Below are 13,678 nucleotides of genomic sequence, written 5' to 3' on the forward strand. Positions count from 1 at the left end.
AGTCCTTTGTTTTAATTTGGGTTTTAATAGTAAGGGAAAAGATTCTATGAATCATTGGTTGTATTTCCCTGAGAAGAAATATTGTTTTTATCGTGTTGGTTTTTATGATAATATTTTAGGTCAGGATAGAATGTCTTTATATGTTGAGTTAGGATTCCCTAAATATGAAAGAGTTTGTCCAAACGAATGGTTAGGTACAGTATTAAAAGATTTGAAATCTGCTGGTATTGTGGATGATTCTCAATATATAGTAGACTTTCAAAGCATCATTATGAATCCTGCTTATGTACACATAAATAAACGTTCTATCGTAGATGTGGTTGAGAAAAAGAAACTTTTGGCTGAATATGATATTTATTCAATTGGTCGTTATGGTAGTTGGACTTATTGTTCCATTGAAGATAATATAATAGAAGCTAGGGATTTAGCATATAAATTGCATTAATATGTCTGAACGTTTTTTTCATTATGATATAGTTCGTACGGCTGCATGTTTAATGGTTATTATTATGCATGCTCCTATGCCAAGTGATAGAATTATTGGCATTTGTTATGCTAATCCCTGTTGTGTATAAACTTTTTATAGAACAATATGGATTGAATTTTGGCGATATCTTTTGGTACTTAAGTCTTGATTGTCCAATACTTGTTATTTTGTGGTGGAATATTCTTAAATACTTAGCTGATTGGTTAGAACGTTTTCGGAATATTAAGAGTTTTTGTGTAACATTTAGTAATCTTAGTTTGGGATATATTTATGTCATATTCTTATACAACGTTATTGGTTATGGAATGTAAGCTATATTTTAAACATACAGAATTATATCTTACAAACATTCATTGTTATTACTCTAACCATTCTATTTTCTTATGTTTTGTCTTATTTGTTATCGAAATCATCTTTTGGTAACCAGATGATTTGTTATAAAAGTAAATAACTTATGATTCCTAAAATAATACATTATTGTTGGTTTGGTAGAAATCCGTTACCGAATTCAGCCATAAAGTGCATTGAAAGTTGGAGGAATTTTTTTCCAGAGTATGAGATTAAAGAGTGGAATGAAGATAATTTTGATATACATCTTATTCCTTATGTGGAGGAAGCATATAATGCAAAAAAATATGCTTTTGTCAGTGATTATGCCCGTTTTTGGATTTTGTATTCTTATGGAGGCTTGTATTTTGATACAGATGTAGAGGTTATAAGCCCCATGGATGATATTTTAGCTAAAGGTGGTTTTATGGGTGTTCAACATGATTATTTTTTAAATCCAGGTTTAGGAATGGCGTCAGTGGCCTATCACCAAATCTATAAGTTCATTTTAGATTATTATCAAGATTTGCACTTCTTAAAAAGTGATGGTTCATTTGATGAGACAACTATTGTTGTTCATACAACAAATGTTCTAATAGGTTTTGGGTATAGGAAGGATGGTCAAATTATTCAAAATATAGAAGGGATATATATATATCCTTCTGATTATTTTAATCCTCTTGATGATTTGACAGGTGTGATGCATAAGACTAAGAATACGAGATCTATACATTGGTTTTCAAAGACATGGTGTAGCAATTATGGTCCAATTCGGACTTACGTAACACGATTAGTACATAGGGTATTTGGTGTTAATAGCTTGAAATGGCTAAAAAAATTGATTAATTAGTATGCAGCCATCATTTATTCCTGCTAATTTATATAATAGTGTCTATCTTGTAGTTGTAGGACTTATTGCATATTTACACTATTTAAGGATAAAGAATTTATCTGCTTTTTCATTACAAAAAACAAAATTATTTCCCAAATATCTTATTTTATTATTTACTTGCATAGTAGTTCTTTTTATTGGTACACGTCCATTAGCTGGTGCTTTTACGGACATGTTTGCATATACTGACTACTATTTATCTTCTCAGATGATAGATACTAATAATGAGCCTGGCTTTTTATTGACAGCTAGTTTAGGTCATTTGTTAGGTCTTTCTGTTGAATATTGGTTTACTTTTATTGCGGCAATATTTTTCGGATGCAATTTATTGGCATCTTATTCTTTTGATAAAGTAAACGGTGGACTTATATATTTAACTATTCTTGTATCATTTCTTACTTTCGCATATTCTACAAATACCATACGTAGTGGTATGGCACATTCCATATTATTGTTAGGGATAAGTCTGTATTTAAATCAAAAAAAGGATAAATTGTCTGTAATTTCAATGGCTTGTTTTATTTTTGCATTTTCAGTTCATAAATCTATAGCATTAGGTTTAGTTTGCTTTTTCATGGCCTATTATATCGTGGGCTTACGAATAAGTTTTCAATTTTGGTTTTTGTCTATTTTTTTAAGCTTATTTGTAGGAAATCAGGTCGCAAGTTTTTTTCAAGGATTAGGCTTTGATGACAGATTGGATAAATATCTTGTCGCGGATGATTTCACAGGCTTTTCTCGTACTGGATTTAGATGGGACTTTTTGCTTTATAGTGCAATTCCTATTATTTTAGGATATTATATAGCCATAAAAAGAGGAATTGAAGATAAAAAATATTCAATACTATTATCAACATATCTTTTAGCAAATGCCTTTTGGATTATGGTTATTCGCGCACAGTTTAGTGATCGTTTTGCTTATCTTTCATGGTTTTTATATCCTGTTGTACTCTCTTATCCTTTACTAAAAATGGATATTTGGGGAAAGAAACAAGGTCTGTATGCATATTGGATTTTGACAGGACACTTATTGTTTACACTAGTTATGAATTTTATTTATTATTAATGCTTTTGCAATGAATACTCCTTTAGTAACAATTGGTATACCAGTTTATAATTGTAAAGATTATATAGCATTGGCTGTAAAATCTGTATTAAATCAAACATATACAAATTTTGAGTTAATCATTACTGATGATGGTTCAACAGATGGTACACTAGATATTCTAAAACAATTTGAGGATCCTCGTATAATCCTTATTGTTGATGGAGAAAATCATGGTATATCCTATCGTCTTAATCAACAAATTTATCTGGCAAAAGGTAAGTATTTTGTCAGAATGGATGGTGATGATATAATGTTCCCTTATCGTATAGAAAAACAGATATATTACTTGGAAAAACATGTAGAAGTAGATGTAGTTGGTTCTTCAGCCGTAATTATTGGGAATAATAATGAAATATTAGGAATACGTAAAGGAACGAACGATTTTGCGTCTTCAAAAAAATTTCTTTTCAAGGCTCGTTTTATCCATCCGACTGTAGCTGGTAAGGTTTCATGGTTTAAAAAATACTATTATAAAGAAATTTATAATGGTTGTGAGGATTGTAATTTGTGGATTCGTAGTTTCAAAGAATCCAAATTTTACACATTAGAAGAACCCCTTTTCTTTTATAGGGAACCATTGGATTTTAAATTAAAGACATATTTGTTTAGAAAGGCTCAAGGTAGAAGAATGAGATTTGAAGAGCGAAAGTTTATTGATAATAAAATGTTAGTTTATAATTTTATTTGGAAGAGTTTCTTGGTGAGTTTTTTTGTTTACATACTGCATTTAGCACATTTAGATTCGTTTTTAATAGGGAAGAGGAATCTTGTTATTAAGGAAGATGTAGAAGAATATGACAAATATTTGAATGTATGATAAAAGTAATAACTTACGGAACATACGATCTTCTGCATCAGGGTCATATAAACTTACTTCGAAGAGCAAAGGAACTGGGCGATTATCTTATCGTAGGTGTTACCAGTGACTCTTTTGATCGTGGAAGAGGGAAGTTTAGTGTGCGTAATAACGTATTGGAGAGAGTGGAAGCTGTGAAAGCAACTGGATATGCAGACGAAGTTATTATAGAGGACTATGTTGGTCAGAAGATTGATGACATCCAAAAATATAATATAGATATTTTTGCTATTGGCTCAGATTGGGAAGGGACGTTTGACTATTTAAATGAGTATACTAAAGTTGTTTATCTTCCTCGTACGGAAGGAGTTAGTAGTACTATGCTTCGTGCGGAGACAACTACTGATATAAAAGTTGGTATAATTGGTTGTGGTCGTGTTGCACATCGTTTTCCAACAGAAGCGGCAGTTGTAAATGGTTTAAAGATTGTGGCTGCATATGATATTAATGAAGGAATCTGCAAGTCGTTTACTGAAGTTAACGATGGCATAATAGTATGCAAGAATATTCAAGAACTTTATGATTCAGTTCAAGCAGTATATGTTGCCACTCCACACCTTTCACATTACAAATATATAAAGGATGCTTTAAATGCTGGAAAACATGTACTTTGTGAAACACCTATGGTTCTCAATGGTGAACAGGCTAAAGAACTTTTTAAATTAGCAGAACAGAAGAGAGTAATCCTAATGGAAGCTAATAAAACTGCTTATTGTCCTGCTTTTAATCACTTAATGGTAATGATTAAGTCGGGGGTGATTGGAGATGTAGTCGATATAAATGCATCGTTGTCGAAATTGTGGGATGACAATAAATCTCTTCGAGAGTTCGACCCTAAGCAGGCTGGAGGTTCGCTTTATGAATTGGGAAGCTATCCTCTACTTCCTATCATAAAACTCCTTGGTTGTAAGTATGAGAATTTGAGCCTTTACTCTCGGATAAAAGATGGGGTGGATATGTATACTAAGGGTATTTTTCACTTCGAACATGCTGTCTGTTCTTTCCAAGTTGGTTTGGGAGTTAAGACTGAGGGGAATCTTGTTATTTCGGGTACTAAAGGGTATGTATATGTGCCAGCTCCTTGGTGGAAAACTGATTATTTTGAACTTCGTTATGAAGACCAAAATAAAAATCAGAAGTTTTTCTATAAATGGGATGGGGCAGGACTTCGTTATGAGATACAGGAATTCATTTCCTGTATTTTGAATAGGCGTTTCTCTTCTGCTCGCTTAAGGAGGAGAGAATCAATTTGTATGGCTGAAATCATGCAGGCATTTGCAGAACATAGAAATTTCAATAAAATATGAGAAATGAAAAAATATCTTTTTTATATAGTTAAATATGTAAAATGGGTATATGCGCTTTATTTTTATCTTGGCACATGCACTTTATGGATTTTGAAATTGTTTGTTCGTCCTGATGATAAACTCATTTTATTCATTTCATTTGGAGGAAAAAAGTATGATGACAGTCCTAAGGTCATCTACGAACGAATGATAAGTGATTCTCGTTTTAATTCATATCGTTTTGTTTGGGCATTTGAGAATCCCGAAGCGTTTGTTATACCAAAAGGAAGTAAGGTAAAATGTGATACTTTGGCTTATTTTGTAACTGCTTTAAAAGCACGTGTGTGGGTTAGTAACAGTACTGTTGAAAGGGGACTTTCTTTTAAAGGAAAACATACTTTCTATTTTGATACATGGCATGGTACTCCCATAAAAAAAATGGGAACAGATATCGCAAGTACAAATAATTGTTTTAAGGGGCGCGGAAAGTGGAATGTAGATTACTTTACATGTCAAGGAGAATATGAAGCTGACATTTTTAGAAAGGTCTTTCAAACAATAGGAAAGGATAGGATGCATGTGATAGGATTACCTCGTAATGATATATACGCAACCTATACGAGAGAGTATATGCTTTCTCTCAGAAGAAAGATGGGGATATCAGAGGATAAAAAAGTTATACTCTATGCTCCTACTTTTCGCGAGTACGACAAGACTGATTCTATGGCAGTGAAAATTTCTATTCCAATTAATTTTGAAAAGTGGAGGCATCTTTTAGGTGATGGATATATATTACTTTTTAGAGCACATTATGAAGTTGTGCAAGGATTGAATATCCAAGATAATGACTTTGTTCGTGAAATGTCAGCTTATCCTCAGTTAGAAGATTTGATGATTGTTTCTGATCTGTTAATTTCTGACTATAGTAGTATATTTTTTGATTATTCGATTATGCATAAACCTATGTTATGTTTTGCATATGATTATGAACATTATACTAGAGAAAGAGGATTATATTTCGATATTAGAGAGTATCTTCCTAATGCAAAAGATGAAAATGAACTACTTCTGTTAATTCAACAATCAGATACAACTATAAAGAATAAGGGTGTTGAAAGGTTTCAAAAAACATTTGTGACGGTTTTTGGAAATGCTTCACGTCGTTCATTGGATATAATAGCTGATAATTTGGAAAGTAAATGAATTTTTTATCATTGGTGTAAGTGATTTGAAGCGTATGTTGCCAAAGCTTTTTCGTATCTCCACTATCCCTACCTCTCTCGAAACCCTTTTAAAAGGCCAGCTTAAAATGCTTTCCGAGTACTATGAAGTCGTGGCGGTATCTTCTCCGGGAGAGAAGATGAAAGTGCTGGAAGAGAGGGAGGGGGTACGTACTGTTTCCATTTCGATGGAACGACGGATTTCGTTAGTGAAGGATTTTATGTCTCTTTTGCGTCTGATTATTCTCTTTGCCAAGGAACGTCCGGATATGGTGCATTCCATTACGCCTAAAGCTGGGTTGTTGTCTATGTTGGCTGCTTGGATTACACGGGTTCCTGTCCGTATGCATACGTTTACGGGATTGGTGTTTCCTACGGCTACCGGAAAGATGCAGAAGTTGCTGATTGTGATGGATCGTTTGACCTGTTTCTGTGCAACGCATATCAATCCGGAAGGGGAAGGGGTGAAGCGGGATCTTATTAACTACAATATTACTTCTAAGCCGCTTCATGTTATTGCTAATGGTAATGTAAACGGAATCGATCTCGAATATTTCGATAGGACTCCGGAAGTAATGGAAAAGGCTCGCTCTTATAAAAAAGAAGGAACTTTCACCTTCTGTTTTGTCGGGCGTATGGTGAAAGATAAGGGTATAAACGAATTGGTTCATTCTTTTTTGCGGTTGTATCAGAATGATGCCCGGGTGCGCTTGTTATTGGTCGGGCCTTTTGAAAAAGAATTGGATCCGGTTCTACCCGAGGTGGAAGAACAAATATTGCATCATCCGGGAATTTGTTTTATGGGGTTTCAAAGTGATGTCCGCTCCTTCTTAGCAGCTTCGGATGCATTAGTATTTCCCAGCTATCGGGAGGGATTCCCTAATGTGGTTATACAGGCAGGAGCTATGGGGATTCCGGCTATCGTAACGGATATAAACGGATGTAATGAGATTGTCTTGCCGGATCGGAATGGGATGATCATCCCTACTAAAAATGAACAAGCGTTGTATGAAGCGATGAAATATTTTGCTTCCCATTCGGTGGAAGTAGAAAAGATGGCTGCCAATGCCCGTCCGTTGATTGTTTCCCGTTATGAACAGCGGATGGTATGGAATGCATTGTTGACTGAATATAAGTCTATAATTTAAGGAGTAATCCATGTATAAACATTTCTTTAAACGATTGATCGATTTTATCATCGTTTTTTGTGTATTGGTCGTGATCTGGCCGATATTGTTGGTTGTCACCTTGTGGTTGCATTTTGCCAACAAAGGAACTGGCGCTTTTTTCATGCAAGAGCGGCCTGGGAAAGGGGGAAAAGTATTTAAGGTAATCAAGTTCAAGACCATGACGGATGAACGGGATGCTGACGGTAATTTACTGCCTGATGCGGATCGGTTGACGAACGTAGGGCGTTTTGTTCGTTCTACTTCAATCGATGAGTTGCCCCAGCTGATAAATGTCCTGAAAGGGGATATGGCGTTGATCGGACCTCGTCCCTTATTGGTTCAATATCTACCCTTGTATAGTAAAGAGCAAGCTCGTCGTCATGATGTGCGACCGGGTATCACCGGATGGGCACAAGTGAACGGACGTAATGCGATCAGTTGGATGAAGAAGTTCGAATTGGATGTCTGGTATGTGGATCATTGTTCGTTCTTGTTGGATGTAAAGATCATCTTTTTAACGATAAAAAAAGTGTTTGTCCGGGAAGGTATTTCACAAGAGGGACAGGCAACGATGGAGTTTTTTACGGGTAATAATTAAACGGATATGTATTTATACGGTGCGAGTGGTCATGCTAAAGTGATCATAGATATATTAAAAGCGAATCATATAGAGATAGAAGGTCTTGTCGATGATAATCCGAATATAAATGAACTTTTAGGCTATCCGGTTTTTCATGGAAAAGAAGATATTTCACCTCTGATAATAAGTATAGGAGATAATAAAATACGTCAGATGATCGCTCATAAATTGAATGTTGAGTTTGGAACGGCGATACACCCGTCTGCGATGATCTCTCCTTATGCTATTGTACGGGAAGGATCGGTTATAATGCAGGGAGCGGTTGTCCAGTCTTGTGCCTGTATAGGGAAACATTGCATTGTTAATACCGGAGTGTCAGTTGATCATGAATGTATGATAGGAGATTATGTGCATATCTCTCCACATAGTACGCTTTGTGGAAACGTTCATGTTGGTGAAGGTTGTTGGATCGGTGCAGGTACGACGGTTCTACCGGGTGTCAAGATTGGAAAATGGTCTGTGATAGGTGCTGGCTCAGTAGTTGCCAAAGACATTCCGGATGGGGTTTTGGCTGTAGGAAATAGATGTAAGATATTAAAACATTTGTAATAGATAATGAACAAACGAATTTACCTTTGCCTTGCCCATATGAGCGGCAAAGAACAGACTTTTATCCAAGAAGCCTTTGATACCAATTGGGTTGTACCCTTGGGACCGAATGTGAATGGGTTTGAAGAGGATCTGAAACATTTTGTAGGTAATAATAAGGAAGTTGTAGTCCTTTCTGCCGGTACGGCAGCCGTCCATCTTGCATTGTTGGCCTGTGGTGTGGGACCGGGGGACGAAGTGATTGTACAGAGCTTTACTTTCTGTGCTTCTTCGCATCCGGTGACTTATCTGGGGGCTACTCCGGTATTTGTGGATTCGGAGGCGGATACTTGGAATATGGACCCGGAGTTGTTGGAAGAGGCTATTAAAGATCGGATCGCCAAGACTTGTAAGAAGCCGAAGGCGATTGTTCCCGTTTATCTGTATGGTATGCCTGCTAAGATTGAGGAGATTATGGCGATTGCCAATAAATATGACATTCCGGTTATCGAGGATGCTGCCGAAGGATTAGGCAGCCGGTATGACGGACAGGTTTGCGGTACGTTCGGACGGTATGGGGTACTATCTTTCAATGGGAATAAGATGATTACGACTTCCGGAGGCGGTGCATTAATTTGTCCGGATGAAGAGGCAAAAAGGAAAATCATGTTCTATGCTACCCAGGCTCGCGAGTCATATCCTTATTACCAGCATGAAGAGATCGGTTATAATTACCGTATGTCGAATATCTGTGCCGGTATCGGACGTGGGCAGATGACAGTACTGGAGGAACATATCGCCCACCATCAGTACACTTGCCGTCTTTACAAGGAGTTACTTGCTGGAGTAGAGGGAATCGTACTGCATGAAAATCCATCTTCCCGGTTCGATAGCAACTATTGGCTGAATACAATCCTGCTTAATACTGACTTACATGTGAAAGGTGAAGAACATGCCTATGAAACCGCTGTGCAGGGAGCCGTAGGAGGCGCAGCCGGTGTGACACACGAGGCTTCTTCCTTGCATACAGCCTCGGAGCCGAACCGGAATGTGGAAGCCATGCGTATGGCCTTGGATGTTGCCGGTATCGAATCTCGTCCATTGTGGAAACCGATGCATTTGCAACCTGTATATAAGAATAACCCTTGTTATGTGAATGGCGTGAGCGAATCTTTGTTCAAACAAGGGCTTTGTCTGCCAAGTGGCCCGTGTGTGACGGATGAGGATGTGGTTTATATTGTGCAAGAGATCAAGAAGGCGGTTATGTAACGTGATTATATAAAAAAGAATAAAAACAGCCGTAAAAAAATTACAGTAGTTGTTCTTTCTTATATATTTGTTGTGAACTAACGAAATAATATCTATGCTTAGGAGATTTAGAGTTTCTAATTTTAAATGTTTCCAAAATGATTTTGAATTTGATCTTTCGGAAACGAATGGTTATTCATTTAATTCACAATGTGTGAAAAATGGAATAGTGAATGCTGCGCTTATTTATGGGCATAACGGCATGGGTAAATCAAATTTGGGATTAGCTATTTTTGATATTATTGAACATCTGACTGATCAAAGAAGAGAAGAGCGTAGATATAGAAATTATGTAAATGCTTATAGTACCTCGCCTACGGTTGATTTTTATTACGAATTTCTTATTGATAATAAGGTTGTAAAGTATACTTATAAAAAGAGTGATTATAAGGTTTTGGTTTATGAGGAGTTTTCAATAGATGATACAGTCCTGGTGTCATTTGATAGAACAAACGGGAATACTAACTTCTCTGTTTGGCTGAAAGGTGCAGAAAGTCTGAAAACTATGATTAATGATCCTCAATTATCTGTTTTGAAGTATATTAAAAACAACACAGTACTGGAGGAAAATGAACAAAACAATATATTTAAAGCCTTTTTCTCCTTTGTAGAACATATGTTGTTTTTTCGTTCGTTGGAAGATCGGACCTATATGGGATTACAGGATACCGGAAAGAGATCGTTGACGGAAGATATTATCGAATGGGGGAATGTTGAGGATTTTGAGCTTTTCCTAAATAAGGCAAATATTAGTTGCAAGCTTTCTGTAGTAGAATCATTGGATAGAAAAGATTTGGCATTTGATTTTAATGGGAAGAAGTTGTTGATGACTGAGATTATGTCAACAGGAACAAGTGCACTTACTCTTTTTTACTGTTGGTATCAGCGAATACGAAAAAATGAGGTGTCTTTTTTATTCATAGATGAATTTGATGCTTTTTATCATCATGATCTATCTAAGATGATAGTGGAAACTTTGAAAGAAATAGGGGTTCAGTTTGTTTTAACAACTCATAATACGTCTATTCTTTCTAACGACTTATTACGTCCGGATTGCTATTTCTTGATGAATAAGAAGAAAATCAAATCTTTGTCGAATAGCACAGATAAAGAATTGAGAGAAGCACACAATATTGAGAAAATGTATAAAGCAGGAGCATTCAATGTCGACTAATATTTTGTTTGTCTTTGAAGGAGAAAGGGCTGAGAAGGTGATTGCTGAAAGTCTGGAAAAGTCCGTTTTTAAGGATGAAAAAATAATCAAGTGCGCTTTTGCTGCAGATATTTATCAGCTATATGCTACTTTTGTTACAGATGAATATTTGGATATGTTTAGCTATATTAAAGCATTGAATGAACAGAATGCCAAGGTGCTTGAAGATTATAATAGAGATGATTTTTCGGAAATTCATTTATTCTTTGATTATGATGGTCATGCTACAGCTAACAAAGGGAAGCCAGGCGATGAAAAGATAAAAGAAATGTTGACTTACTTTGATAACGAGACAGAACAAGGTAAGCTCTATGTTAGCTATCCAATGGTGGAGGCCATCAGGCATTTTAAGGATCATGACAGTTTTAGGGACTTGTGTGTAAAATGCAAAGGAAGAAATTGCCCTAATCAAGAAGATTGTAAAGAGGTGGCTACCTGTTTGAGTGAACCTCATTATAAAACGCGGGTAGGCAATGAATGTCCTAAAATGTCGAATATACATCAATATGATTCAGTGTGTTGGAATGCTCTTATAAAGGCCCATCTTTTTAAGATGAATTATGTGGTCAACGATTCTTATTCTTTACCGGAAGAGTTGATGTCACAATTTGTGATCTTTGAGAAACAAATGGAAAAATATATCGGACAACCGTGTCCCAAAGTTGCGGTGTTGAGTGCATTTCCTCTTTTCGTGTTTGATTATTTTGGATGTAAAGAAATTATCCGCAGGTTAACATGATTTTTCAAACTGATTTGAGCAAAATTTAAACAGGTTCTTCTGAAATAGAAAGGGAGTGCATCCCCCGACACACCCCCTATTTCCCTCAAAAGTGAAGGATCGCTTACGCAATAAACCATTTATACAAACATCCAACCCCGCCCATCAGCATCAAGCTATATCCGGACATTCCGAGCCAGTCGGCTCCGGGAGGGAGGCTTTCTTGCCGGGTTCCCCAGTCCCCCTGTCCGACAGCGAGAGTATCGCCCCGATACAGGTCAGGGTCACTTCCGTCTCCCGCATCAGGAGGGAGAGGAGGCTCAGCAGGAGCAGGCAGAGGATGAGGACAGGGGCAGTCACCGGCTGCCGGTTTTCGCTTGCGGGGAAAGATGATCCGGGCAAGGCTGGTGAGGAAGTTGAGAATTGTTTCAAGGACATTCATGGGAATTGAAAATTATAAATTGAAAATTGAAAATTAATTGACCGATAACCGCTCTATCGACCGGCAGATCGACACTAGCATACGCTGGTAAGCGGCACGGTTGTCACCGTTCACTTCGCTGATGTATTTGCTGTAGGCAATCTCTTTGGCATAAGCCGCAGGGTGGAAGGTGAGAGTCGCTGCCACAGGATAGGCAGAGTGGATCAGGCGGGCGAAGTCGAGGAAACTGTCTTCCGGTGAAGCGTACCGGCGGAACCATAAGGTCGGACGGCCGGTGACGGCAGATAAATCGGTGCGGTCGCCTTTCCAGAAAGAGTTGGGATGACCGTAAGCCGTGATACCGAAAAAGTTATGATGCTCCTTGCAAAGTGTACTTTCGCCCCAGCCGGTTTCGATGGCGGACTGGGCCAGGATGATGACCGGGTTCATTCCGAATTGCACTCCCGCCTTTTGGGCGAGAGGCAAATACTGTTTGATGAAATCTTGCTTTTTCATGGTGCGTCATTACTCGATTTCAGGACGGTCACTCCCCGAGCCACTGTTGCCGGAAGAGGTGATCGGTACAATTTTCTCAAACTTCGGTTTCGCTGTGACTTCTTTCAGCATGGGACCCGGTGTGAAAACGATACGCCCCTTTTTGAACAGACTCGTGGTGAAATCATCGGCAACCGCTGTCCCCTTGCTGCCAGCCAGCATACGGAAGTTACCGAAATCGCCCACCTGGACTACTTCGCCGTTTTCCAGATGTTGGCGCATGACGTATAACAAACCGTCGATCACTAACATGACATCACCGCGTGAAGCCGTAGAATAAGAAGCAATGATTTCGCAGAGTTTGTTAAACTCCAGTTTCTGTTGGGCACGGATCTGGCCGTAATACAGCTTTGAACCGGCAGCAGCATCTTTACTCTTGTCAAGACGCTGTACTAATGATACTTTAAAGCCATGGGAAATAATTTTTTAATTTGACAATTTGCCAATATGCCAATGGAAATACTCCGAAAGCTATTGACGATTAGCTGGTTGGTTATCGATAACAATACAAAGGTACACAGATGGGAAAACGCAAATTCCTTTCTGTCCTTCAACGGGAAGATCGATGAATATTTGTTCTTATTTTCATTCAGTTATAGAAATAATTGAACTATCCCGTTCCCGTGCTCGACACGGGATCGCAAAGGCACAGACCATATCGACTTTCAACGAGGCTCGCCTCGTGCCGCAGGCTCTCTTTTGCCGTTGGTTTCAACCAACGGTTTTAAATACAGGAGGCAAAGCCTCTTCTTCTGTGGGATTTATCCCCTTTCATAATATAATATCCGGAAAGGGGTTGAAACCCACAGAGGAATCCGGTAAAACCGGAATGTTTATCTATCCGTCAGTTGAAACTCAATGTCATCAATTTAAGAAAAAATACCCTTAAAACGAAAAAAGCCATTGGAAATATCAAAGAAAGAATTACTTTAAAGTTACCACACAACAAG

14 protein-coding genes and 1 pseudogene are annotated in these 13,678 nt (G+C 37.6%); 12 read left to right on the forward strand and 3 right to left on the reverse strand.

Going from position 1 to position 13,678, the window contains the following annotated elements; genetic code table 11:
• From DXA15_RS22545 to DXA15_RS22600, 12 genes and pseudogenes are all read left to right on the forward strand, one after another.
• Window positions 1–445: pseudogene (locus DXA15_RS22545) on the forward strand (LPS biosynthesis protein); the annotation flags it as partial.
• Between the two features lie 496 nt (window positions 446–941).
• The gene (locus tag DXA15_RS22550) at window positions 942–1,664 is read left to right on the forward strand and encodes a glycosyltransferase family 32 protein (RefSeq protein ID WP_128135515.1); all 723 of its coding nucleotides are present in this window, start codon (window positions 942–944) and stop codon (window positions 1,662–1,664) included.
• Window position 1,665: 1 nt separating this feature from the next.
• On the forward strand, window positions 1,666–2,772 hold the full coding sequence (locus DXA15_RS22555) for an EpsG family protein (protein ID WP_128135516.1): 1,107 nt from the start codon (window positions 1,666–1,668) through the stop codon (window positions 2,770–2,772).
• A gap of 10 nt (window positions 2,773–2,782) precedes the next feature.
• Entirely contained in the window at window positions 2,783–3,631 is an 849-nt protein-coding gene (locus DXA15_RS22560; RefSeq protein ID WP_128135517.1) for a glycosyltransferase, read from the forward strand.
• Window positions 3,628–4,977: a Gfo/Idh/MocA family oxidoreductase gene (locus tag DXA15_RS22565; protein ID WP_128135518.1), complete on the forward strand. Its 1,350-nt coding sequence runs from the start codon at window positions 3,628–3,630 to the stop codon at window positions 4,975–4,977. Before DXA15_RS22560 ends, DXA15_RS22565 begins: the two co-directional genes overlap by 4 nt.
• A gap of 3 nt (window positions 4,978–4,980) precedes the next feature.
• The gene (locus DXA15_RS22570; RefSeq protein WP_128135519.1) at window positions 4,981–6,159 is read left to right on the forward strand and encodes a CDP-glycerol glycerophosphotransferase family protein; all 1,179 of its coding nucleotides are present in this window, start codon (window positions 4,981–4,983) and stop codon (window positions 6,157–6,159) included.
• Window positions 6,160–6,193: 34 nt separating this feature from the next.
• Window positions 6,194–7,324: a glycosyltransferase family 4 protein gene (locus DXA15_RS22575; protein ID WP_199676412.1), complete on the forward strand. Its 1,131-nt coding sequence runs from the start codon at window positions 6,194–6,196 to the stop codon at window positions 7,322–7,324.
• 10 nt (window positions 7,325–7,334) lie between these two features.
• The gene (locus DXA15_RS22580; protein WP_010802979.1) at window positions 7,335–7,943 is read left to right on the forward strand and encodes a sugar transferase; all 609 of its coding nucleotides are present in this window, start codon (window positions 7,335–7,337) and stop codon (window positions 7,941–7,943) included.
• A 6-nt stretch (window positions 7,944–7,949) separates the two neighbouring features.
• The gene (locus DXA15_RS22585) at window positions 7,950–8,534 is read left to right on the forward strand and encodes an acetyltransferase (RefSeq protein ID WP_128135520.1); all 585 of its coding nucleotides are present in this window, start codon (window positions 7,950–7,952) and stop codon (window positions 8,532–8,534) included.
• Between the two features lie 6 nt (window positions 8,535–8,540).
• The gene (locus tag DXA15_RS22590; RefSeq protein ID WP_128135521.1) at window positions 8,541–9,782 is read left to right on the forward strand and encodes a DegT/DnrJ/EryC1/StrS aminotransferase family protein; all 1,242 of its coding nucleotides are present in this window, start codon (window positions 8,541–8,543) and stop codon (window positions 9,780–9,782) included.
• A 193-nt stretch (window positions 9,783–9,975) separates the two neighbouring features.
• Window positions 9,976–10,995: an ATP/GTP-binding protein gene (locus DXA15_RS22595; RefSeq protein WP_158579701.1), complete on the forward strand. Its 1,020-nt coding sequence runs from the start codon at window positions 9,976–9,978 to the stop codon at window positions 10,993–10,995.
• Window positions 10,985–11,773, forward strand: a complete 789-nt coding sequence (locus DXA15_RS22600; protein WP_128135523.1) for a hypothetical protein — start codon at window positions 10,985–10,987, stop codon at window positions 11,771–11,773. Before DXA15_RS22595 ends, DXA15_RS22600 begins: the two co-directional genes overlap by 11 nt.
• A 103-nt stretch (window positions 11,774–11,876) precedes the next feature.
• Here the strand turns inward: DXA15_RS22600 and DXA15_RS22605 are convergent, their stop codons facing one another.
• Genes DXA15_RS22605 through DXA15_RS22615 form a run of 3 tightly spaced genes read right to left on the reverse strand, consistent with a single transcriptional unit; the run spans window position 11,877 to window position 13,151 of the window.
• The gene (locus tag DXA15_RS22605) at window positions 11,877–12,194 is read right to left on the reverse strand and encodes a hypothetical protein (protein ID WP_128135524.1); all 318 of its coding nucleotides are present in this window, start codon (window positions 12,192–12,194) and stop codon (window positions 11,877–11,879) included.
• Between the two features lie 33 nt (window positions 12,195–12,227).
• Window positions 12,228–12,689, reverse strand: coding sequence for a glucosaminidase domain-containing protein (locus tag DXA15_RS22610; protein ID WP_128135525.1), 462 nt, complete (start codon window positions 12,687–12,689; stop codon window positions 12,228–12,230).
• 9 nt (window positions 12,690–12,698) lie between these two features.
• Window positions 12,699–13,151 carry an HU family DNA-binding protein gene (locus DXA15_RS22615; RefSeq protein ID WP_369683081.1) on the reverse strand — a complete coding sequence of 151 codons (453 nt, stop codon included), beginning with the start codon at window positions 13,149–13,151 and terminating at the stop codon, window positions 12,699–12,701.
• Between the last annotated feature and the right edge of the window lie 527 nt (window positions 13,152–13,678).

The organism is Parabacteroides sp. AM58-2XD (assembly GCF_003463685.1).
GTDB classification, from domain to species: domain Bacteria; phylum Bacteroidota; class Bacteroidia; order Bacteroidales; family Tannerellaceae; genus Parabacteroides; species Parabacteroides segnis.